The sequence below is a fragment of the Verrucosispora sp. ts21 genome (assembly GCF_002879555.1).
In the GTDB taxonomy this organism is placed as follows: Bacteria; Actinomycetota; Actinomycetes; order Mycobacteriales; family Micromonosporaceae; genus Micromonospora; species Micromonospora gifhornensis.
The window spans coordinates 71,443-94,808 of the sequence record NZ_PNOZ01000006.1 but is presented as its reverse complement, the minus strand read 5'-3'; the positions used below and the strand labels follow the sequence as shown (position 1 = coordinate 94,808).

Annotated in this window: 11 protein-coding genes and 1 pseudogene; 7 read left to right on the top strand and 5 right to left on the bottom strand. The window is 72.1% G+C overall.

Translation table 11 applies throughout. From position 1 onward, the window contains the following. Nucleotides 1-40: 40 nt before the first annotated feature. A complete protein-coding gene (locus tag C1A38_RS04035; RefSeq protein WP_233196602.1) occupies nucleotides 41-2,797 on the bottom strand; it encodes a M36 family metallopeptidase in 2,757 nt (918 codons plus the stop codon). 223 nt (nucleotides 2,798-3,020) lie between these two features. Beyond that, nucleotides 3,021-5,837: a M36 family metallopeptidase gene (locus tag C1A38_RS04030; RefSeq protein ID WP_233196601.1), complete on the bottom strand. Its 2,817-nt coding sequence runs from the start codon at nucleotides 5,835-5,837 to the stop codon at nucleotides 3,021-3,023. Nucleotides 5,838-6,078: 241 nt separating this feature from the next. On the opposite strand from C1A38_RS04030, the gene C1A38_RS04025 reads away from it, so the two are divergent. After that, on the top strand, nucleotides 6,079-6,564 hold the full coding sequence (locus tag C1A38_RS04025) for an SRPBCC family protein (RefSeq protein WP_233196600.1): 486 nt from the start codon (nucleotides 6,079-6,081) through the stop codon (nucleotides 6,562-6,564). On the opposite strand, the gene C1A38_RS04020 is transcribed toward C1A38_RS04025, so the two are convergent. Next, nucleotides 6,546-7,073: a DinB family protein gene (locus tag C1A38_RS04020; RefSeq protein ID WP_102656515.1), complete on the bottom strand. Its 528-nt coding sequence runs from the start codon at nucleotides 7,071-7,073 to the stop codon at nucleotides 6,546-6,548. The two genes, C1A38_RS04025 and C1A38_RS04020, sit on opposite strands and share 19 nt — an antisense overlap. A gap of 58 nt (nucleotides 7,074-7,131) precedes the next feature. Then, nucleotides 7,132-10,005, bottom strand: a complete 2,874-nt coding sequence (locus tag C1A38_RS04015; RefSeq protein ID WP_158244841.1) for a condensation domain-containing protein — start codon at nucleotides 10,003-10,005, stop codon at nucleotides 7,132-7,134. Nucleotides 10,006-10,142: 137 nt separating this feature from the next. On the opposite strand from C1A38_RS04015, the gene C1A38_RS04010 reads away from it, so the two are divergent. The 5 genes from C1A38_RS04010 (at nucleotide 10,143) to C1A38_RS03990 (ending at nucleotide 21,256) form a co-directional block, all read left to right on the top strand. Further along, entirely contained in the window at nucleotides 10,143-15,650 is a 5,508-nt protein-coding gene (locus C1A38_RS04010) for a non-ribosomal peptide synthetase/MFS transporter (RefSeq protein WP_102656466.1), read from the top strand. 1 nt (nucleotide 15,651) lies between these two features. After that, complete coding sequence (locus C1A38_RS04005; protein WP_233196599.1) at nucleotides 15,652-17,151, top strand: class I adenylate-forming enzyme family protein; 1,500 nt, start codon at nucleotides 15,652-15,654, stop codon at nucleotides 17,149-17,151. Further along, nucleotides 17,148-20,258, top strand: coding sequence for a non-ribosomal peptide synthetase (locus tag C1A38_RS04000; RefSeq protein ID WP_102656464.1), 3,111 nt, complete (start codon nucleotides 17,148-17,150; stop codon nucleotides 20,256-20,258). Before C1A38_RS04005 ends, C1A38_RS04000 begins: the two co-directional genes overlap by 4 nt. Before the next feature lie 3 nt (nucleotides 20,259-20,261). Further along, nucleotides 20,262-20,516 (top strand): acyl carrier protein, encoded by a 255-nt coding sequence (locus C1A38_RS03995; RefSeq protein WP_102656463.1) that lies wholly within the window; start codon nucleotides 20,262-20,264, stop codon nucleotides 20,514-20,516. Nucleotides 20,517-20,584: 68 nt separating this feature from the next. Further along, nucleotides 20,585-21,256, top strand: coding sequence for a hypothetical protein (locus C1A38_RS03990; RefSeq protein ID WP_102656462.1), 672 nt, complete (start codon nucleotides 20,585-20,587; stop codon nucleotides 21,254-21,256). A gap of 62 nt (nucleotides 21,257-21,318) precedes the next feature. Here the strand turns inward: C1A38_RS03990 and C1A38_RS03985 are convergent, their stop codons facing one another. Beyond that, complete coding sequence (locus C1A38_RS03985; protein ID WP_102656514.1) at nucleotides 21,319-22,638, bottom strand: FAD-dependent oxidoreductase; 1,320 nt, start codon at nucleotides 22,636-22,638, stop codon at nucleotides 21,319-21,321. 361 nt (nucleotides 22,639-22,999) lie between these two features. Here C1A38_RS03985 and C1A38_RS31615 point away from each other — a divergent pair. After that, nucleotides 23,000-23,344, top strand: a pseudogene (locus C1A38_RS31615) (ArsR/SmtB family transcription factor); the annotation flags it as partial. Nucleotides 23,345-23,366 lie beyond the last annotated feature (22 nt).

Below are 23,366 nucleotides of genomic sequence, written 5' to 3'. Positions count from 1 at the left end.
ATCCCGTGGCTCGGAACGCTCCCCGGCTCTGCGTCAGGGGTTAGCCGACGAACTTGAAGTAGGTGCGGTACTGGAATCCGTTGTCGAGGGTGAGTACGAACTCTCGGCAGGTGCCGGCCCAGGCGGGGTCGGTCTTCCAGACGTAGTTGTACCGACCCTTGGCGTTGACGGACATCTTCGAGTTGCCGGGGTTGACCGCCTTGACGGGGGTCGGTCGCGGCGTGATCGGCCCGTCGGGGTTCACGGTCTGCAGCGTGTCGCAGTCCACCAGACGCGAGTACGGGGAGTTGCTGGCCAGGATGTCCAGGCCCCGGTTGCTGGCGAGCTGGAACTGCATCGGCGCGGCCGATCCGGCGCTGATGGTGTTCATCCCCGTACGGTTGAGGAAGTCGCCCCGGCAGGACGGGTGGGTGTCGAAGGCCTCGCTGTTGTCGTCGCGACCGGTGGTGCCCTGCACCGCGCTGTAGCCCAGCCCACGGCGGGCGAAGGAGGCCCACAGGTTGCAGGAGTTCTCGCCGCCGGTGAGGGCGGCGTCGGCGGCGATGATGGCGTTGCGGCCGGTGACGAAGCCGGGGCCGCAGCCCTGCATCTTCAACCCGTCCATCACCAGCTGCAGGGCGAGGTTGTTACCGCCGGTGTTCCACGGGTCGTAGACGTTCGGGTTGAACCCGTGCCGGTCGATCAGGTCCCAGGTCACGTCCCAGAGCACGGCGGCCCAGCCGTGACCGATGCCGTGCGGCGCGGCCAGCGAAGCACCGTTGAGCCAGCCACCGGTCTTGATGCTGTCGTAGGTGAACGGCTGGATGTCCATGTTCCGCGAGTACGGACGCGGCCGGAAACCGTCACCGGTGCGGCTGTCCTGGAACAGCGCGTACTGGCCGTAGCCACGCGGGCCCTCGGGGTTGTCGAGGGAGGGGTTGATCAGCGAGACGATCGCGAGGAAGTCGCTCCAGCCCTCGCCCATCTGCTCGTTACCGGTCAGGCAGTTGACCGTCGGGCCACCGGTGAGCCGCAGCGAGACCCCGTGACCGTACTCATGGAAGATCGTCTCCGCGCGGAACGAGGCGTCCCGCATGGCCGGGCGGTCCAGGTTGCGGTGCACCTTCGCGGCGGACGGCAGGGCGGCCTTGATGGCGTTGCCGTCGGCCTGGCTCACCATCACCGCGGGAATGGTGACCGCCGGGTTCATCGACCCGTTCATCACCACCGGGGCGCCGGCCACGTTGTTGACCACCACCACGGCGGTCGCGCCGGCCTGCTCGGCGTTGCTGACCTGGGTGTAGTAGTTGCAGCTGCTGCTGCGGTCGAGCACGGCGATCGCGCCGGCCGGCAGGCTGTACGCGGTGCAGCCGTCGCCGGTGTTGCCGACCCCGTCGTCGACGAGCGCCAGGGCACCGGCGAAGCCGTCCCGAGTGGGGGCGGGGGTGAACCGGGCGTACTCCGCCTGGTAGGTCGCCGCGCCGGCACCCGAACCGACAGTCACCGCGTTGGGCAGGCCGAACTGGTTGCCCGGCCAGAGGAACATCTGCATCCGGGGCCGGCCGCCGTCTGAGGCCGGGGTGGAGAAGTTGGCGTTGTTCTGGCCGGAGCCGTCGTGCGCCTCGCACATCACGTCGTCGCCGCCGACGCCGCCACGACCGTAGTTGTTGACCTGGAAGTTGCCGGACGGCTCGTCGAAGCCGTAGCCGTAGGTGAGGTCGTGCACGACGTTGCACCAGTAGAACTGGTTGACCACCGCAGCGTCACGGTAGGTCTGCGGGTGCTCGTCGAGGTCGGCGGGGAAGTCGAAGGTCAGGCCCGGTCCGCCGTCGGGGGAGCTGCCCGGGTCGACCTGGTTGTTGGCGTCCCGGTCGGTGTAGGCGTGGGCGTTGTTGCCCCGCGTGATGGTGTATTCGGGACCCGGGACCCCGTCGGTGTCGTGCCAGCCGTACGGCGAGGCGGTGCCCTCGGCCGGGTTGGTCACCAGGTTGCGCGGTCCCTCGTTGGCGTCGTTCTTCGGGAACTCGAAGACCCGGTAGCTGGACCCGTCGACGACCTGGTTACGGGGCAGGACGGTCGGGATCTCGATGTCTGCGGCGGTGGTGGCCGCGGCCGTCCGCTGCTCCGGTCGGCCCAGGGTGGCGGCCAGGTCCTTGGGGTGGTCGTGGGTGGTCCAGTCGTCGCTGTCGAGCAGGTCGCCGGTCTCGGCGTCGACCGTGACGTTCCACAGGTGCGGGTCCGACGAGTCGTCGATGACCAGTTGCCAGGCCAGCCGCAGCCCGTCCTCGGTCGGCTGCCAACCCAGCTTCGCCGGGATCGGCTGGTCGGAGATGCCGCTACCGGAGATCATGGTGCGCTGGGCGGCGCCACCGGCCCGGCTCATCACCCGCGGGCTCTTCGGTTCGGCCAGGTCGAGGGCGTCGGCGGCCGCCTCCACCGCCTCGAGGGCGTCCAGCGACGCAACGCCTGCGGCGTTCTCCCGCAGGTCGGCCACCAGGCTGTCACCGACGAAGACGACGCTGCCGTCCCTGGCGAGGTTGACGGTGGCGGTGGCTCCGAACACCTCCAGGTTCTGGTACCGCTGGGCGAGGTTCACGTGCGTGACGCCGTTGTGCCGGCTGGTGTACTTCGACGCGACCGCGAGGTCGCTGAGATCGGCCGCGCCGACACCGTGCTGGGCCGGGTTCGCCCGCAGGTAGTTGACGGCGACGGTCTCCGGGGCGCCCTCGTTCGGGCCGGTGAGGAAGATCGGGTTCGAGGTACCCGCGTCCTCCTCGGGCGCCGCCGAGGCGGGCGCGGACACCGATGTCAGGGACACGACGAGGGTGGTGGACAACACCAAAGCGGCGTTGCGTCGACCACGAGATCTCCGGGGGGATGAGGACACCAAAGGCTCCTTCGCTGTACGGGATACGGCGGCTTGTCGCCGCGATCCACCGCGGCCGTGGTCAGCCACGGTGTCAGGGGCTGTACGCACCGGAGGGAGCGTTCCGTCGTGCGGGACGCTCCCTCCGGCTCTACCTCCGATCAGCTGTCAGAGATCAGCCGATGAACTTGAAGTAGGTGCGGTACTGGAATCCGTTGTCGAGGGTGAGTACGAACTCTCGGCAGGTGCCGGCCCAGGCGGGGTCGGTCTTCCACACGTAGTTGTACCGACCGTTCGCATTGACGGACATCTTCGAGTTGCCGGGGTTGACCGCCTTGACGGGGGTCGGCCGCGGGGTGATGGGCCCGCTCGGGTTGACGGTCTGCAGGGTGTCGCAGTCCACCAGACGCGAGTACGGCGAGTTGCTGGCCAGGATGTCCAGGCCCCGGTTGCTGGCGAGCTGGAACTGCATCGGGGCAGCGTCACCGGCGTCCAGGGTGTTCATTCCCGTACGGTTGAGGAAGTCACCGCGGCAGGACGGGTGGGTGTCGAACGCCTCGGTGTTGTCGTCGCGGTTGGTGGTGCCCTGCACGGCGCTGTAGCCCAGCCCTCGGCGGGCGAAGGACGCCCAGAGGCTGCAGGAGTTCTCGCCGCCGGTGAGGGCGGCGTCCGCGGCGATGATGCCGTTGCGGCCGGCAACCAGGCCGGGGCCGCAGCCCTGCATCTTGAGTCCGTCCATGACCAGCTGCAGCGACAGGTTGTTACCGCCGGTGTTCCACGCGTCGTAGACGTTCGGGTTGAACCCGTGCCGGTCGATCAGGTCCCAGGTCATGTCCCACAGGACGGAGGCCCAGCCGTGACCGATGCCGTGCGGCGCGGCGAGCGAAGCACCGTTGAGCCAGCCACCGGTCTTGATGCTGTCGTAGGTGAACGGCTGGATGTCCATGTTCCGCGAGTACGGGCGCGGCCGGATGCCGGCACCGCTGCGGTCCTCCTGGAAGAGGGCGTACGGACCCATGCCACGCACCCCGTCGGCGGTGTCGAGCGCCGGGTCGAGCAGCATGGTGACCGCGAAGTAGTCGCTCCAGCCCTCACCCATCTGCTCGTTGCCGCTGAGGCAGTTGACGCCCGGGCCACCGGTCAGGCGGTTGGAGATGCCGTGACCGTACTCGTGGATGATGATGCCGGCGTCGAAGTCACCGTCGCGGATGCCCGGGTGGCTGGGGTGCTTGCGGACCGAGCCGGTGACGTCACCGGCGGCGATGGCGGCCTTGATGGCGTTGCCGTCGGCCTGGCTCACGGCGACCGCCGGGATGGCGACCGGCGCGGTGGTCATGGCACCGGTCAGCACCGGCGCGGCGCTGGTGGCGTTGTGCGCCACCACCACGGCCTTGGCGCCGAGCGACTGGGCCACCTGGGTACGCAGCAGGTATGTGCAGGCCGCGGTGCCGCCGTCGACGACCGCGATCCAGTTGCCGCCCGGCAGCGTCGCCGGGTAGGCCGCCGTGTTGCAGCCGGTACCGGCGTAGACGAAGCGGTGCCCCGGCAGACCGGCGACCGAGGGCGCCGGGCTGAACCGCGACCAGGTCGCGTCGAAGGAGCCCACGCCGTCCACGACGACCTGGTTCTGGGCACCGAACTGGTTGCCCGGCCACAGGAACATCTGCATGCGCGGCGCGCCACCGTCGGCGGCCGGGGTGGAGAAGTTGGCGTTGTTCGTGCCGTTACCGTCAGCGGCCTCGGCCCGGACGTAGTCGCCGCCCACGCCGCCACGGCCGTAGTTGTTCATCTGGAAGTTGCCCGACGCCTCGTCGAACCCGTAACGGTAGGTGACGTCGTGGATGATGTTGTTCCAGTAGAACAGGTTCGCCGTCGCCGCGTCCCGGTAGCTCTGCGCGTGCTCGTTCAGGTCGACCGGGTTGTCGAAGGTCAGGCTCGGCCCGCCGTCCGGGCTGCTGCCGAAGTCGGGGGCGTTGTTGCTGTCGGTGTCCTGGTACGCGTGGACGTTGTTGCCCTGGGTGGTGGTGAACTCCGCGCCCGGCGCCCCGTTGGTGTCGTGCCAGCCGTACGGCGAGGCGACCCGGTCGGCCGGGTTGGTCACCACGGTGCGGGGGCCGTCGTTCGGGCTCTCGGCCGGTCCGGCGTACACGTTGTAGCTGGAACCGTCCTGCACCGGCTCGTGGGTGTGGAAGCCCGCGGTGTTCAGGGTCGTGGCCCGCCCGGGCGCCAGGGCGTCCAGGTTGTTGGCGACCTCGTGGGCCTCGTGCTGGGTCGTCCAGTCGTCGACGTCGAGCAGCTCACCGGTCTCCGCGTCGATGGTGGCGTTCCACAGGTGGGAGTCCGAGGAGTCGTCGATGACCAGCTGCCAGGCCAGGCGCAGCCCGTCCTCGGTCGGCTGCCAACCCAGCTTCGCCGGGATCGGCTCGTCGGAGATGCCGCTCTCCGACACCACGGTCTTCTGCGCCGCGCCACCGGCCCGGCTGAGGACCTTGGGGCTCTTCGGCGCGGCCAGGTCCAGAGCGTCGGCGGCGGCCTCGACCGCGTCGACGGCGTTGAGGTCCGCCGTGCCGGAGGTGCCCTTGGCCAGGTCCGTGACCAGGGTTTCGCCGACCAGGATGACGCTGCCGTCCTTGGCGATGTTCACCGTGGCGACCGCGCCGAACACCTCCAGGTTCTGGTGGCGCTGAGCCAGGTTGACGTGGGTGACACCGTTGTGCCGGCTGGTGTAGCTGGACAGGATGCTCAGGTCGCTGAGATCCGCGGCGTTCACCCCGTGCGCGGCGGCATTGCCGCGCAGGTAGCGAATGGCGATGTCCTCGGCGGCACCGGCGTTCGGGCCGGTCAGGAAGAGCGGGTTCGACCGGGCCGGGGCCTCCTCGGGCGCGGCCGAGGCGGGGTTGGCGGCGAGTGTGGTCAGTGACGCGACGAGGGTGGTGGTGAGGACCACCCCTGCGGCGCGTCTGCCACGAGATCGTCGGGGCTGTAGGGGCACCTTTGCTCCTTTTGGGGGTTGAAAGGACGGCGCGGGCTCCGATCCACCACCGCCGAGGCGGTCTGTCGCGGCTGTCCGCGACACTCGCCCGGCGATCACTGTGTGTGACCGAGCCCGTGCGAGGTGAATCGCGTTGACGCTACGGCGCAGCTCACGACCGGTCATCCGACGGGTGACCAAACATTTCGATGATTCGCTTATACAGATGTCGGTTTACGGTCGTCGATGGCAGGATGAGAGCGTGCTCGACGGCCCGACTCCCGAGATCGCTTTCGTGACAACCTTCCTGGTCTCCTCCTGTGTGGATCAGGTGTTCACTCATCTGAGTGATCCACACAGCTACATCGGACTGTCACCGTTGATCGTGGCGGTCGACGACGTGCGGACCAGCCGGGACGCCGAGGGACGCACGGTGACCGACTACGTCGCGGTCGAGCGGTTCCGGTTCCTGCGCCTGCTGCGCTGGGACAACCGGATCCGGGTGCGCATGGTCACCACCCGGCCGGGTGCCCAACTGGTAAGCGACGTCGTCAGTCCCGCCCGGGTGCGACTACGCGCGGTGGTGGACCTGACTGCCGAGGAGACCGGGACGCGGGTGCAGGAGCGGGTCACGGCCACCGCCCCGGCGCTGCTGCGGCGCTTCGTGACCGGCCAGGCACGTCAGGTCGCGGCGTACCGGGCGGCCGAGTTGACCCGCCGGATGAACGGTCAGGCCGAGTCCGCCTGATGCAGGAGCCGGAGTTGACCGATCTCGGCGGCGTTCTTCATCAACTCGGCGTTGACCCAGGCCAGCAGATGGGCCACGGTGTGCTCCGGGTCGTACGGCCACGGGAACGGCGCGACCTGGTCGAGGTCGGCGTCGGTGAGCCGGTTCAGCACGTCGTGCCACTGCGTCCGTAGCTCGTCCAGCCACTCGATGGTGGGCGTACCGTCGCCGGGCCAGTGGATCTCGGTGCGTTCGCGGGGTGGCCGGCCCTGCAGGTGGTCGAGGGCGACGCCCCACCACCAGCCGATGTGCCAGGTGAGCCAGGCGACGGTGGGCACCGGCACCGGATCGGGCTCGGTGTCGGCCCAGTCCGGCACCCACCGGCCCGCCGCGTCCCGGCGGACCGTCCAGCAGTGCGCGACAGGCTCCCAACGGAACTGCTCCGGCGTCAACCGTTGCAGGTGGTAGTCGAACAGCAACCAGGTCAGGTCGAACTGCCACCGCAGCAGGTCACGACGCGAGGAGGACATCGCCAGATCATCGCATCCGACGCCGTACCGGCCGAACGGTTTTCGGTGCACGTGCGGGTCATCCGGCGGTCGGCGTCCACGGCCAGGGCACGTCCCGGTGGGCCGCCTCGACCAGCAGTGACTCGATGCCGCGCAGGAACGGCTCGACGCGCTGCGCCGGGAAGTACCGGGTGTCGGCGGTGACGATCAACTCGATCCCCTCGGGCGCGTCGAGCACCTGGAGGCGGCAGCGCCACGGGAACTGATCAAGCTCGGTCAACCAGCGGAAGCGACTGTCCGCCAGCATCGCTCGCAGGCCGGGTCGGTCCGCATCCGACTGCGCCGGGCCGACCTCGCGCAGCAGCCGGGCGTCGTTGAGATAGCAGTAGGGCGCCAGGAAGGTCGCGTGATCGTGTCCCAGGTCGGTGAAGGTGCGCTCCCACACCGCCGGGTCGTAGTAGGCGTGCCGGTAGGCGTCCAACGCCGCCCGCCCGGTCCGGGACAGCAACTCGGTGAAGCCGGGCCGGTCGGACAGGTCGAGTCGACACAACCCGATCTGGTTGAGGGTGCCGATCGCCTCGGCGTGCCCGGGCTGGAAACGGTTGTTGGCCATCACGACGATCCCGCACGTCTGCTGGCCGCCGTCGCCGGTAAGCCCGGCGGCGGTGGCCGCCAGGATCGCGTTGGCGGTGCTGGTCCGGTTGCGGGCCGCGAGCAGCCCCACCGCGTGGTGCGCCGCCGTGGACACCAGCGAGCCGCGTCGGAAGCGGGGCTCCGGTGCCGGCCCGACCGCCTCGGACAGGCTCGGCGCGAGGCCCGCGAACTGCCGCACCCAGTACGCGATCGCCCGCTGTGAGCGCCGCTGCTCGACATCGCGTTCCCGGCCGGCGAGGCCCAGCGACTGCAGGCCGGCAGCGGCGGGGGTCACGCCGGCCAGCAACGCCCGCAGGTCGCGCAGCACCAGGTCGCTGGCGTGGAAGTCGACGGTGGCGTGACTGAAGACCACCACCACCTGCCGTACGCGGCCGTCGACGGTGACCAGCGCGGCCCGCAGCGGCCACTCGGCGACATGGTCGAACCGGGGCGTACCCAGTCGGGCGGTCAACCCGGTCGCGGCCCTCCGGCCGTCGGGGTCGTCCTCGGGTCGGAGCACCGGGTGGACGAGCACCGGCAGCCGGCCTGCGGCTGCCGCTTCCTGGTGCAGTTCGTCGTCGCGGCGGCGGAACCGGGTGCGCAGTGACTCGTGTCGGCCCAGCAGCGCGCCGATCGCGGTGAGCGCCCGCGCGACGGTCAGCTCCGCGCGGGCGGGGACGGGCAGCTGACGGGGCAGGCGCAGCGCCCGGTAACCGGCGGGGGAGTCGAACTCGTCCAGGCTGCGCCACATCGCCCGCTGTCCCCAGGTCAGCGGCGCGCTTGCGGCGCGCCCACCGTCGAACGGCGCGGAGACGACCTCCTCGCCGTCGGCGACGACCGCTACGACACCCGCCTCGGCTGCCGCGGCGGCGGCGGAAGGCGCGTCGGCGGTGGGAGGCGCGTCGGCGGTGGGAAGCGTGCCAGTGGCGGGCGGTGACCAGGGCCAGGGCACGTCGCTGTGGGCGGCGGCCACCACCAGTTCCTCCATCTCGCGCAGGTGCGTCTGCACGGCGTCCATCGCGATGTGCCGGGTGTCGGCGGTCAGCGTGATGCCCACCCCACCGGGTTCGTCCACGACGTGGGCCAACATGTGCCAGGCCGTCTGCTCCAGCCCTTCCGTCCAGGAGAAGGTGCTGGTGGCCACGGCGGCCCGAAGGTCGGCGGGCGTCGCCACCGGTGGTGTCCCGCCACCACCGACCGACAGCCGTACGTCGTTGAAGTAGTAGTGCGGCCCGAACATCGAGTCGAAGTCGATGCCCTGCTCCTCGAAGGTCGCACGCAGCGAGGCCGAGTGGTAGTACGCGTGCCGCAGGCCGTTGAGCGAGGCGATCCAGACGCGGGAGAGCAGTTCGGTGAAATCGGGCCGGCCGGTCAGGTCCACCACGCAGAAGCCGACCTGCCCCAGGTTCGCCACGGCATTTGCGTACTCGGTGCGGAACCGGTTGTGCGCCATGGGATACAGACCGACAAGCGTACGGCCGCTGTGTCGGGCGGCGACCGCGTGATAGGCGGCCAGCAGCACCGCGGAGGCGCTGACCCGGTGCCGGGCGGCGACCATCCGGGCGGCCGTGTCGATGGCGGCGGAGACCAGCACGCCGCGCCGCGCCGGCGGGTCGAGCCCCGGGCCGGTCGCCTCCCACGGCTCCTGCGGCAGCCGCCGGTATTCCCGCAGCCAGTACGCCGCCGCCCGCTCGGACCGTCGGCGGTCCGGGCCGTGCTGGAACCGGGCCACGTCGGTCGACTGCGGGCCGGGTGGGGTGGGCAGCCGTCCGCGCAGCAACAGCAGCCGAAGATCACGCATCACCACCTCGGCGGCGTGGGCGTCCACCGTGGTGTGACTGAACACCAGCACGACCTGGCGTACCCGGTCGTCCACCGTCACCAGCGCCACCCGCAGCGGCCACTCGGCAGCGTGGTCGAACGCGACGTCGGCGAGCCGCTCGGCGGCCGCCCGGGCCGCCTCGGCACCGTCACCCACCCCGGCGCGGAGCAGCACCGGCAGCACCCCGGTGCCCGCCACCTCCTGCCGTGGCTCGCCGTCGACAAGCGGCAGCCGGGTGCGCAGCGCGGCGTGCCGGCTGACCAGCGCACCCACCGCCCGCAGCGCGGTGGGCACGTCGGTCGCGGCCCGCGCCGAGACACCGACGGTACGCCGCAGATTGAGGAAACGGTGGTTGGAGCCGAACCGGCTGATCGAGCGCCAGAGCACCTGCTGCGCCCAGGTCAGCGGCGCCGTGGTGGCTCCGGCACCGCTGAACTCGGCGGGTGCCAGGGGCTCCGAGGCCCACTCGACCGGAATGACGGCGTCCGTGAATGGCATTCCCGACCGTAGACCGGGCCGTACGGGTGCCGGATCGATCGATCGAGTCTTACACAGTGGACCGATCAGCCGATCCGCGCTGTTGGATGCGCCGTGCACACTACTGACTCCCATCCGTCATCGGAGTGAGGCGCTGCGTGACGAACGTTGACGCGCCGGCCTGGAGTCGTACCGACTCGCCGGAATCATGCCGATCCACCGATCGGCCGCGTCTGTCGTTCGCCCAGGAACGGATCTGGTTCACCGAACAGCTGACCCCGGGCACCGCCGCCTACGTCATCTACGCCACGGTGCGGCTGCACGGAGCGTTGGACATCGATCTGCTCCGGGCCGCCCTCGACGCCACCGCCGCCCGACACGACAGCCTGCGGATGCAGTTCACCGAGAACGCCGACGGCGAACCGCTCGTGCAGGTGCTGCCCGAGGTCCGCGTACCGGTCACGGTCGCCACCGCTGAATCCGACCAGGCCGCCCGGGAACTCGTCACCGCAGCCGTCGACACCCCGTTCGACCTGGCCGCCGCGCCGCTGCTGCGGGCCCTGGTGGTGCGGATCGACGACGAACAGCAGCTGCTGCATCTGGCGATGCACCACATCGTCAGCGACGGCTGGTCACTTGACATCCTGCTCGGCGAGGTCGCCGCCACCTACGGCGCGCTGCGCGACGGCGGCACCGCCCCGGCAGCCCCGACGACCGGTTACCTCGACTACGCCGCCTGGCAGCGGGCCCGACTGGACGGCCCGGCCAGCGGCGACGGCTTCGCCTACTGGCGTACGGCGTTGGCCGACGTGCCGCCGCTGGACCTGCCCACCGACCGGCCCCGACCGGCCGTGCTGTCGTACGCCGGCGGCACCCACCGCTTCGCCTTCGACGCCGACCTGACCGACGGGCTGCGTCGACTCAGCCGGGCCCACCGCAGCACCCTGTACATGACGCTGCTCGCCGGCCTGCAGGCCGTGCTGTTCCGCTACAGCGGCCAGCGGGACTTCGCCATCGGCTCAGCGGTCGCCGGCCGGGTCGTACCGGAGCTGGAACGGCTCGTCGGCCTGTTCGTCAACACCCTCGCCCTGCGCGCCGACCTGTCGCCGACCGCCACCGGCCCGGACACACCCGCCACCGAACCCAGCTTCGCGGCCCTGCTCAGGCGCACCCGCGGCACCGTCGTGCGGGTGCTGGCCCACCAGGAGATCCCATTCGAGCGGCTGGTCGCCGACCTCAACGTGGCGCGCGACGTGAGTCGTACCCCCGTCTTCCAGGTGCTGTTCACCCTGCAGAACTACGACCAGGGCGGCAGCGGTTGGCCGGCCGGGCTGCGCGCCGAGGGGGTGGGCACGGACGCCTCGACCGCCCGTTTCGACCTTTCGCTGTACGTCGGCGAGAGCGTCGACGGGCTGCGCGGCATGTTCGTCTACAACACCGACCTGTTCGACGCCGCCACCGTACGGCGACTGGCGGCCAGCTTCGAGACGCTGCTGCGCGGCGCGGTCGCCGCACCGGACCGCCCGGTGGTCGACCTCGACCTGCTCGACCCGACCGAGCGGGACCGCACCCTGGCGCTGGGTCGACCCGAGGTCGACGACACCACAGGCGTCACCGGCGGCGCGACGACCCTGGCCGACCTGATCGACCGGCACGTCGCCGCCACCCCCGACGCCCCGGCGGTGGTAGGTGAACAGTCGCAGACGCTCACCTACCGGGAGCTGGACCGGCGGGCCAACCAGCTCGCCGGCTGGCTGCGCGGGCGGGGCGTCGGCCCCGACACCCTGGTCGGGGTGCTGCTGGAACAGTCCGTGGAACTGGCCGCCACCCTGCTCGGGGTGCTCCGCGCCGGCGGGGCCTACCTGCCGCTGGATCCGGAGCAGCCGGCCGCCCGGCTGGGCCTGATGCTCGCCGATGCCCGTCCGAGCATCGTGTTGACAAGCGCCGACCTGCGGGACCTGCTGCCGGCCGAGCTGCCCACGGCCTGCCTGGAAGAGGTCGCCGCCGAGGTCGCCGCCGGCTCGGACACCGCGCCCGTGGCCACCGCGACCGGTGACAACCTGGCCTACGTCATCTACACCTCCGGCTCCACCGGCACCCCGAAGGGGGTGGCGGTGGCCCACCGGCAGGTGCTGCGGTACCTCGACGGGGTCGCCGACCGGTTCGCCATCGTCCCGGCCGCCCGGTACGGACTGTTGCAGTCGATGTCCTTCGACTTCAGCGTCACCGTCTTCTATCTGGCGCTGGCCACCGGAGGTGCGGTGCACCTGCTGCCCCGCCGGTGCACCGGCGCGGAACTCGCCGAGCGGCTGCGGGCCCGGCACATCGACTACCTGAAGATCACCCCGTCGCACCTGACGGCGCTCACCGCCGACGCCGAACCGGGTGACCTGCTGCCGGCCCGCGCGCTGATCCTCGGCGGCGAGGCATCCGACCTGGAGCGGATCGCCCCGCTCGCGGCCGGGCGGGCCCGGATCTTCAACCACTACGGCCCCACGGAGGCCACCGTCGGCGTGAGCACCTACGAGGTACCCGCCACCGAGACCGGTACCGGTGCGGTGCCGATCGGGCGGCCCCTGCCACACGCCCGGGTCTACCTGCTGGACGAGCGGATGCGCCCGGTGCCGGTCGGGGTGCCCGGCGAGCTGTACCTCGGCGGTGACCGGCTGGCCCGCGGCTACCTGAACAGGCCCGAGCTGACCGCGCAACGCTTCCTGCCCGACCCGTACGGCCCACCCGGCGCCCGCCTCTACCGCACCGGCGACCTGGCCCGCTGGCGCAACGAAGGGGAGCTGATGTTCCTCGGCCGACGCGACCACCAGGTGAAGATCCGCGGCTACCGGGTCGAGTTGGGGGAGATCGAGGCCGCCCTGCGGGACTGCCCCGAGATCCGGCAGGCGGCCGTGCTGCTGCGCGACGACCGGCTGGTCGCCTACCTGGAACCAGCCACCGAGACGGATCCGCCTCAGCCGGCGCAGGTACGCCGCCGACTGGCCGAACGGCTGCCCGAACACATGCTGCCCAGCCGCTGGGTGCTGCTGGACCGGCTGCCGTTGCAGGACCACGGCAAGGTGGACCGGCGCGCCCTGCCCGCGCCGACCGACCAACCGACCGGCGATGCCGAGCAGGTGGCGCCGGACGGACCGGTGGAGACCCTGATCGCCGGGATCTGGCAGGCGGTGCTCGGAGTCGCGCAGGTCGGCGCCGGCGACGACTTCTTCGACCTGGGCGGGCACTCGCTGCTGGCCACCCAGGTGGTGGCCCGGCTACGACGGGAGCTGCCCGAGGTGCTCGGCGCCGCCGCACCGACGGTCAGCGTGATGGACCTGTTCCGCCACCGCACCGTACGCGAACTGGCGCACCTGGTCGGCGGCGACGCGGCCGGCAGCAGCGGGCTGCTGTACGAGCTGACCCCACCGGTGCCCGCCGCGCAGCGCATCGCCACCCTGGTCTGCGTCCCGTACGGCGGCGGCAACGCCGTGGTGTACCAGCCGCTGGCCGACGCGCTGCCCCCCGGACACCGACTGCTGTCGGTGGCCGTACCCGGACACGACATCGGCGTCGCCGACGACCCCGCGCCCATCGACGAGGTCGCCGCCGACGTCGTCGCGGAGATCCTGGACCGGGTCAGCGGCCCGCTGATCCTCTACGGACACTGCGGACCGGGTGGGGCCCTGGTGGTGGAGGTGGCCCGGCGGCTGGAGGCCGTCGGCCGGGAGTTGCAGGCGGTGTACCTCGGCGCGGTCTTCCCCTTCGGTCGACCCGCCGGCGGCCTGCTCGGGCCGTTGCTGCGCCTGCGGCTGGCGGAACGGCTGCGCAGCGACCGGATCTACCGCACCTGGCTGCAGGCGCAGGGCACCAACATCGGTCAGCTCGCGCCCGACGAGGTGCGGTTCCTGATCCGGGCGATGCGCCACGACGCGGAGGTCTCCGAGGAGTACTTCACCGAGCTGATGCGCCAGCGGGTGACACCACTGCGCGCACCGATCATCTCGGTGGTGGGGGAGCGGGACCGGGGCACCGAGTTCCACGAGGAGCGCTACCGCGAGTGGCACTTCCTCAGCGACCGCACCGCGCTCGCCGTGATCGACGAGGGCGGCCACTACTTCCTCAAGTACCGGGCCGTCGAACTGGCCGAGATCGTCACCGACGTGCACCGGCGCATCGACACCCCCGGCCCGGCGGCCGTCGAGACCTTCACCGTGGTCGACCCCGAGCCGCCCTGGCAGTTGGCCGCCGTCTCCGACCGTGGCGCCGAACCGTCACCGACCGGCCGGAGCCGGACGGACACCGCACCACCACCGAGCATGCGGCGCTTCGGCCTGGTCGCCGCCGGGCAGATCACCTCCGGCCTGGGCACCGCGCTCACCACCTTCGCCGTACCACTGTGGATCTACACGCAGACCGGCTCCCTCGCCCGGTTCGCGCTCTTCGCCGTACTGGCGCTGCTGCCCGGCCTGCTCATCGCGCCGCTGGCCGGCGCGCTGATCGACCGGTTCAGCCGGCGAGCCGTCCTGCTGACCGCCTGCGTCGCCGCCGGCGGCGGCAACGCCGCACTTGCCGTCCTGGTGCTCCTCGACCGGGTCGAGATCTGGCACTTCTACCCGTTCACCGCCTGGCTGTCGGTGGCGCTGGCCTTCCAACGCCTCGCCTTCGTCTCGGCGGTGCCGCAACTGGTGCCCAAACGGTTCCTCGGCCACGCCAACGGCCTGGCCCAGACCGCCGTCGGCCTCACCCAGTTCGTGGTGCCGCTGGCGGCCGTGGCCCTGCTCCAAGCCGTCGGACTGCGCGGCATCCTCCTGGTCGACGTGGCCTGCTACCTCTTCGCCATCACGGTGCTGGCAGTGGTGAAGTTCCCCCGCACCCTGGCCCTGCAACGCCGCGAGAGCATCGGCGCGGAGATCCTCGCCGGCCTGCGGTACGCGCTGCGCCGCCGGGAGTTCCGGGCCATGCTGACCTTCTTCGCGGCACTGAACCTCTTCCTCTTCCCGGTGCTGTTCCTGCTCTCCCCGCTGGTGCTCGGCTTCGCCGACCTCGACGAGGTCGCACAGGTCGCCCTCACCGGCGGGATCGGCGCGGCCACCGGCGGTCTGGTGATGCTGGTCTGGGGTGGCCCTCGGCACCGCCGGATGCGCGCGGTGCTGCTGGGCACCCTCGGCATCGCGGTGGCCGCCATGCTGACCGGACTGCGCCCCAACCTGGCGCTGATCGCCGCCGGCGCCTTCGGCATGTACGCGTCCCTGGCCATCGTCAACGGCGTCTACGCCACGATCATCCAGACCAAGGTGCCGCCGCGCGTGCACGGCCGGGTCTTCGCGCTCAACCAGATGGTCGCGCAGTCCACCCTGCCGCTGGGCTGGGGTCTGATCGCCCCGGCCGCCGCCCGGATCACCGAGCCGATGCTCCTCGCCGACGGCGTGCTGGCCGGCACCGTCGGCGTGGTTCTCGGCGTCGGCCCGGGACGCGGCCACGGCCTGCTCTACGTGCTGTTCGGGCTCTGCATCGCGATCACGGCGCTGGTCGCGCTTGTCACGCCGGTGCTCGCCCGCTTCGACGACCAGGTGCCCGACGCACCGCCGGACGACCTGGTCGGCATCGAGGAACGCCAGGCCCGGGCCGCCGGCATGGCGACCAGCCCGGTACCGGCCGGCCGGAAGGCGGCCTGAGGTGCCCCCGACGACACCCGCACCCCGTACGGTGCCGGACCTGCTGGACTGGCGCGCCGGTCTGCACCCGGAACAGGTGGCCGTCGAGGTGCACGGCGTGGCCACCCTGACCTTCGCCGACTGGGCCGCCGAGTCGAGTCGACTCGCCGCCGCCCTGCGGGCCCGGGGCCTGCGTCGAGGTGACCGGGTCGGCCTGCTGTTCGGTGCCGGCGACTGGACCCGCTTCGCCGTCGCGTACTGCGGGGTGCTGCGGGCCGGCGGGGTGGCCGTGCCCCTGTCCGACCGGCTCGCCGCCGGACAACTCGAATACGCGCTGACCCACTGCGCGGCCACCGCCGTGCTGCACGGCGACGACACCCCCGCCCCGCCCGTGCCGGCCGGACTGCCGGTCTGGACCTGCGCCGACCTGCTCACCGAGACGCCCCCCGAGCACGTCGACGCCCCGACGGCCCGCCCCGGTGACCTCGCCCAGATCCTCTACACCTCCGGCACCACCGGGCGGCCCAAGGGGGTGGCGGCCAGCCACGCCAACCTGACCGCCGGGGCACCGCAGCATCCCCGCCGGCTGGCCCTGGCCCACTCCCGGCGGTTCCTGCACGCCTTCGCCATCGGCACCAACGCCGGGCAGACCATGCTGCTCAACGCGCTCACCGCCAAGGCCGGCGCGCTGACCCTGCCCCGCTTCACCCCACTGCGCTTCGCCCGGCTGGTCGAGGCCCCCGGCACCGGCACCGTCTTCGTGGTCCCGTCGATCGCCGTCGAACTGCTCGACTCCGGCGCGCTGCGCGGACGGGACACCAGCGGCGTACAGCTGATCGGGTCCACCGCCGCGCCGCTGGCACCGGCGGTCGCCGCCCGGCTGGCCGAGGCCTTCCCGGCGGCGACAATCGTCAACTACTACACCTCCACCGAGGCGGCCCCGGCGCAGACCACGATGATCTACGACCCGGCGCGGCGGGACGCGGTCGGCCGACCGGTCGGCGGACAGCTGATGGTCGCCGACGCCGACGGCAACCCGCTGCCCGCCGGCACCACCGGCGACGTGTGGCTGCGCGCCCCCTTCACCCGCGCCTACTACCGCGACGAGGCCGCCAACCGGGCCACCTTCCGCGACGGGTGGGTGCGGATGGGCGACGTCGGTCGCCTCGACGCCGACGGCTACCTGTACCTCACCGACCGGCACCAGGACGTGATCAAGACCGGCGCGTTCAAGGTCTCCACGCTGGAGGTGGAAGCGGCACTGTACGAACACCCCCTGGTCGCCGAGGCCGCCGTGGTCGGGGTACCGCACCCGGTGCTCGGCTCGGCGGTCGCCGCCGCCGTCGTGGTCCGCCCCCCGGCCGGCCCGGACGACCTCACCCTGCCCGTGGTACGCGGCTTCCTCGCCGACCGGCTGGCCGACTACCAGTTGCCCGCCCGGCTCCTGGTGCTCGACCGGCTGCCGCACAACGAGGGCGGCAAGGTGCTCAAACGGCAGCTCACCGACCTGTTCGAGACATGACCACCGCCAGCACAACCAGGGGAGCAGATGTGGGCACCGCCGAGGCGACGTACGCACAGCACGCGGTCTGGTTCACCGAGCAGGCCGGGACAGCCGGCGCGGCGTATCACATGGCGTTGGGCGTACGGTTCGGCGCCGAACTGGACACCCAGTCCCTCGTCGCGGCCTGCACGAGCGTGATCGAGCGGCACCCGATCCTGTCCGCCCGGATCACCGGCAACGACGACGGCACCCCGCGGCTGGCCCCGGCCGACACCCGCCCGTCGGTCGGCTTCGGTGACCTGACCGATGCCCGGATCGCCGAGGAGATCGCCCGCCCGTTCGACCTGCACACCGGACCGCTGGCCCGGTTCACCCTGCTCACCGGCGCCGACGGGGAGCACCTGCTGCTGGTCACCGCACACCACGTGGCCTTCGACGGCACCTCCAAGGACGTCCTCGCCCGGGACCTGGCCGTCGCGTACGCCGCCGCCCGGACGCACGAGCCCACCGACCCGCCGGCCCGCGTCGGCGACTACAGCGGCCCCGCGGGCGACTACACCGGCCTCGCCGCGGCCGAACAGCAGCGGGTTGCCGCAGACCTGCCCGCCGCCCGCGACTACTGGGCCCGGCACTGGTCCGGCCCCGGCGACGTGGTCCTGCCCGGTCTGCGTCGGCTGCCCACCGCCGCCGAACCCGGTGCCACCGTCGCCGCGGACCTGCCCGCCGACCTGGTCGACGGGGTCGACCGGCTGGCCCGCACGCTGGGCGTGACCCGCTTCGAGGTGCTCTTCGCAGCCCTGCACGCCCTGCTGGCCCGCTACGGCAACCAGGGCGTTCCGGTGGGGGTGGCGTTGTCCACCCGTACCCCTGAGCAGGCCGACCTGGTCGGGCTCTTCGTCAACGAACTACCGGTCGCCGCCGACGCCGCCACGGCGACCTTCCGCGAGCATGCCCTCGCGCTGCGGGCCCGGCTGCGGGAGGTGTACCGGCACCGGGCCGTACCGCTGGCCCATGCCGTGCCCGGCCTGCGGCCGGCACCGGCGCTCACCCCGGTCAGCGTCGCCTACCGGCGGCGTGCCGCCGAGCCGGCCTTTCCCGGCGTGCCCAGTCAGGTGGAGTGGACGCTGTTCAGCGGCGCCGCCCGCAACGCGTTGCACGTGCAGATCGTCGACGCGCCCACCGGCATCACGGTCGGCCTTCAGCACAGCCCTGCCGCCATCGACACCGACGCGGTACACCGCATCGGCGGACACCTGCACACCCTGCTCGCCGCCGTGATCACCGACCCGGACCGGCCGGTGGCGCGGCTGCCGCTGCTGCCCGACACGGAACTCGACCAGGTCACCCGTGCCGGCACCGACACCGCCCGCAGCTATCCGGTGGCGACCGTGCCGGACCTGTTCGCCGCCCGGGTCGCGGCGGACCCGGGCGCCCCGGCCCTGGTCGACGGCGACCTGACGCTGAGCTACCGCCGACTCGACGAGGCCAGTCGGCGGCTCGCCGGGGCGTTGCGGCAGCGCGGCATCGGCCCCGCATCGCTTGTGGCGATGCCACTGGAACGGTCCTGGCAGGCGGTGGTGACCATGCTGGCGGTGCTGCGCTGCGGCGCCGCGTACCTGCCGATCGACCCGGCTCACCCGGCGGCCCGGCAGCAGGCGGTGCTGGCCGACGCCGCCCCGGACCTGGTGGTGACCGCCACCGGAACCGCCTCGGACCGGCCCACCCTGGCGCTGACCGACGTCGCCCTGCTCGACGGCTCGCTGCCGACCGAACCCGACGAGCGCCCCGGCGTCGATGAACTGGCCTATGTGCTCTACACCTCCGGATCCACCGGCCGTCCGAAGGGCGTGGCGGTCCGGCACGGCTCGCTGGCGAACATGCTGTTCGGGGTCCGGGACCTGCTGGACAGCGGGCCGACGCACCGTTGGCTGCACCTGACGTCGCTGTCGTTCGACATCTCCACGGTGGAGGTCTTCCTGCCCCTGGTCACCGGCGGTCAGGTGGTGGTCGCCTCGACGGTGAGTGCCCTGGACGGCCCGGCCGTGTTGACGTTGGTCCGCTCCGCCGGCGTCACCCACGCCCAGGCCACCCCGTCCGGCTGGCGGGTGCTGCTGGAAGCCGGCCTCGGTGCCCCGGGCGACCCCGCGCCGCCGCTGGTCGCGGTCGCCGGTGGGGAGGCGCTGCCGGTCACCCTCGCCCGGGAGTTGCGGGCCCGCACGGCCCGGCTGATCAACGGGTACGGCCCGACCGAAGCCACCGTGTACGCCACGATGGCCGACATTCCCGCCGACCCCGTGGACGTCACCATCGGCACTGCACTGCCGAACGTGCGGGCGTACATCCTGGATGCGGCGGGTCTGCCTGCACCCGTCGGCCTGCCCGGTGAGCTGCATCTGGCCGGCGCCGGGCTGGCCCTCGGCTACCTGGGGCACGACGACCTGACCGCGCAACGGTTCGTACCCGACCCGTACGGTCCGGTCGGCGAGCGGATGTACCGCACCGGGGACCGGTGCCGGTGGCGGCCGGACGGGCACATCGAGTTCCTCGGCCGCACCGACCATCAGGTCAAGATCCGCGGCCACCGGATCGAACTGGGGGAGATCGACGCTCGGCTGCTCGACCACCCCGGGGTGGCCGAGGCGGTCACCGTGCTCCGGCAGGACACCGACGAGCCGCGCCTGGTCGCCTACCTGGTGCCCCGACCCGGCGTGGTGCTGGAGCCGGCCGAACTGCGTCACCACCTCGCGTCGAGCCTGCCGCAGGCGGCCCTGCCCAGCGACCACGTCATCCTCGACCGGCTGCCGCTGAACGCGAACGGCAAGGTGGACCGGGCCGCACTACCCGCACCGACCGTCCGGCCGACCGACGCCGATGCCAGCGGGCCGGTCGACAACGATCCGCTGGTGGCGGAGCTTCGGCTGATCTGGCAGGAGGTGCTGCGGATCCCCGACATCGGCGTGCACGAGGACCTCTTCGACCTGGGTGGACACTCGCTGACCATCACCCGGATCAGCGGTCGCATCCAGCAACGACTCGGGGTCGACGTACCGCTGGACGCCTTCTTCGACACCCCGACCATCGCCGAGATCGCCGACATCGTCCGACAGGTGAAGAAGGAGTCCTGAGACGTGGATGACACTGCACTGCGCGAGCGGGTCGCGGCACTTGTGGGCGAGGCCACGGCGGGCGAGGTGGCGGCGGCCGACGTGCTGGCCGGCGACTCCCTGATCGCCCTCGGCGTCGACTCGCTCGCCCTGCTGCGCCTGGTCGACGCGATCGAGCTGGAGTACGGCGTCGAGATCGACCTGAACGGCGGTCCGCCCCTGGACACCCTCGACGACCTGGTGGCCCTGCTGACCGCCACCGGTCCGGCAGGAGGTTGATGACCGCGTTGGCCGGCGTCAGGGTGCGCTAATCTCCCACCCAGATGGCCGTCGATGCGAGGAGTGTGATGTCCCCCAAGACCGGAAGGCCCTCCTACCTGCTCGATCCGCCCGCCCGTAAGGGGTCCGCCCGGACCCGCCTGGTCGCCGGCATCGCCGCGGCGGCGCTGGCCACCGGCCTGCTCGGCGGGCTGATCGGCTACTCCGTGGGGCGGCCGAGCGAGACCGAGGCGAGCATCGCGCAGCTGCAGAAGGCCGACGCCGAGCGCGACGCGCAGCAGATCATCGAGCTCACCGACCTGGCCCACCGGACCGGAGACGACCTGTCGCCCATCCTCACGGCCATCCGGCAGGCGTCGGACGCCGGCCGCCCACCCGAGGCGGCGCAGGTCGGCAAGTGGCAGCAGACCATGCGGCAGCTGACCGAGCGGTTCGCCGACCCGCCGTCGGGCACGACCGCCACGAACGTCGCCCGTGGCGGGCTGCGCAGCGCGGTGGAACAGGCCGCCATCGCGGTCGACACGCTCGCCCTGGCCACTGCCGACAACACTGCCGACGAACGGCTGACGCTGGCCGCGCGGCAGGCGGCTGTCGCCGTGACCACCTGGTCGGTGGCCGCCACCCAGCTCGACCAGATCAACATCGACGCCGGGCAGGGCCACCAGCACGTGCACCTGGACACCGGCGGCGCGGACGGCGCCTTGACGCCCGACGGCGCGGCCGAGGGACACGGCGGCTGATCCGCGCTGGTCCCCGCCGGCATCGGGCCGGCCGGCGGGGACCTCGACGGCGAAGCGACCGGTCACCCGCCGCAGCAGCTGCCCCCGGCGGAGGCGGTGACCAGACCGAGTTCGGAACGCGGCAGGTCCACGCTCGGGGTGGCGGAGCAGACGCCGGTCTCGGGCAGGTCGAGCTGCACGTCACGGGCGGCGACCCAGTCCCCGGCCAGGGCCGCGGCGACGGAGCGGACCTGCTCGTATCCGGTGGCCATCAGGAAGGTCGGGGCGCGACCGTAGGACTTCATGCCGACGGCGAAGTAGCCGGGTTCGGGTTGGGTGAGTTCGTCGACGCCGTGCGGGCGGACGGTGCCACAGGAGTGGTCGTTCGGGTCGATCAGTGGGGCGAGGGCCCGGGTGCAGCCCAGCACGGGGTCGAGGTCGAGGCGCAGTTCGGCGGCGATGCGGTGGTCGGGTCGGAAACCGGTGGCGGCGACGATCCGGTCCGCGGTCACCGTACGCCCATCGGCGGCGGTCAACTGGATGTTCCCGTCGACGGTGGTGACGGCGTGCACCGCGAAGCCGGTGACCAACCGGACCCGACCGGAGTCGACGAGCAGTTTGACTCCGGTGCCCAGCGCACCCCGGCCGGGAAGCGCGTCGGCGTCCCCGCCGCCGATCGCCCGGTCGATGGAACCGCTCCGGGTGGCCCAGGTGACGGTCGTGCCGGGCTGCTGTGCCGCCAGTTCGGCGAGCGCGAGCAGCGTGTTCGCGGCAGAGTGTCCCGCGCCGACGACGACGGTGTGCCGGCCGGCGTAGCGCTCACGGTCGACGCCCAGCACGTCGGGCAGCGCCGGGTCGACGAACGTCCTGGTCTGCGGGTCGGTCTCGCCGTGCGCGGGGAGTCCGTTGGCGCCGAGCACGTTCGGGGTGCGCCAGGTGCCGGAGGCATCGACGACCGCGGCGGCGAGGACGTCCTCGCCGGTGGCCAGGCGTACGACGAACGGCGCCTGCTCACGGCCGGCGGTCCGCACCCGGTCGACGCCGACGCGGCCGATCGCCGCGACCGGGGCGTCGTAGCGGACGTGCCTGGCGATCTGCGGCAGCGTTGCCAGGGGCCGCAGGTACGCCTCGACCAGCTCCGCGCCGGTGGGCAGCAGGTCGGGGTCGGGGCCGACCCAGCCGGCGGCTTCCAGCAGCCGCCGGGCGGCGTGGTCGACGTTGTACCGCCACGGCGAGAACAGCTGCACGTGGCCCCACTCGGTCACGGCGGCTCCGGCCGAGGTCCCGGCTTCCAGCACCGTGAAGGGCAGCCCTCGTTCGTGCAGGTGTGCCGCCGCGGCCAGCCCCACTGGCCCGGCGCCGATCACCACGACCGGGTACGGCCCGTCGACCCGCCCGGCCATCGGAGTCGTCGTGCTGACATCAGGCGCGGCTGATGTGCCGACCGGGTCGCAGCAGGCCGCGTCCGCCGCGACATTCTTGTCCGGGCCGCAGCCGGTGTCGGCCTGTCCGGCGGCCGCATCGGTGCCGCAGCATGCTGCGGTGGCCTGCTCCTCGCTCATAATCACGACTTCCTCTGCTTGTTGACGTGGGCGGACGCGCGTCGTTAGGCGTCGCGTCACTTTCGGCGGCCGGGTGATTCGGCCGGCAGTCGTGACCGCGCTTCGCGCGCGACGCATCATCCGGAATCGATCAGTTGCTCGATCTCTGTCGAACTGGTGTCCCTACCTTGCATCGTGCCTAGACAACTGTCAAGCTAGATGCATGTCGGTCCTTCCCGTGCTGGATGCCGCCTCGGGCTGTTGCCCACCGCTGGCCGTGCAGCCCCTCGCCCCGCCGGTTGCCGGTGAACTGGCACCGCTGTTCAAGGCGCTGGGCGACCCGGTCAGGCTGCGGTTGCTGTCGCTGATCGCCTCCACCACGGAGGTGTGCGTCTGCGAGCTGACCGAGGCCTTCGACGTCACCGGCGCGACCATCTCGCACCATCTGCGGGTGTTGCGTGAGTCCGGCCTGGTCGACAGTGAACGCCGGGGCACCTGGGTCTACTACTGGGTCCGCCGGGAGGTCCTTGACCTGCTCGGCAACCTGCTGACCAGCAACACCGACACGCCGAGCCGTGGCGCACCGGCGC

Coding starts and splice junctions, on each gene's coding strand:
- C1A38_RS04000 (WP_102656464.1), top strand. CDS start 17,148: ATGACCACCGCCAGCACAACCAGGGGAGCAGATGTGGGCACCGCCGAG.
- C1A38_RS03990 (WP_102656462.1), top strand. CDS start 20,585: ATGTCCCCCAAGACCGGAAGGCCCTCCTACCTGCTCGATCCGCCCGCC.
- C1A38_RS04015 (WP_158244841.1), bottom strand. CDS start 10,005: ATGCCATTCACGGACGCCGTCATTCCGGTCGAGTGGGCCTCGGAGCCC.
- C1A38_RS03985 (WP_102656514.1), bottom strand. CDS start 22,638: ATGGCCGGGCGGGTCGACGGGCCGTACCCGGTCGTGGTGATCGGCGCC.
- C1A38_RS04020 (WP_102656515.1), bottom strand. CDS start 7,073: ATGTCCTCCTCGCGTCGTGACCTGCTGCGGTGGCAGTTCGACCTGACC.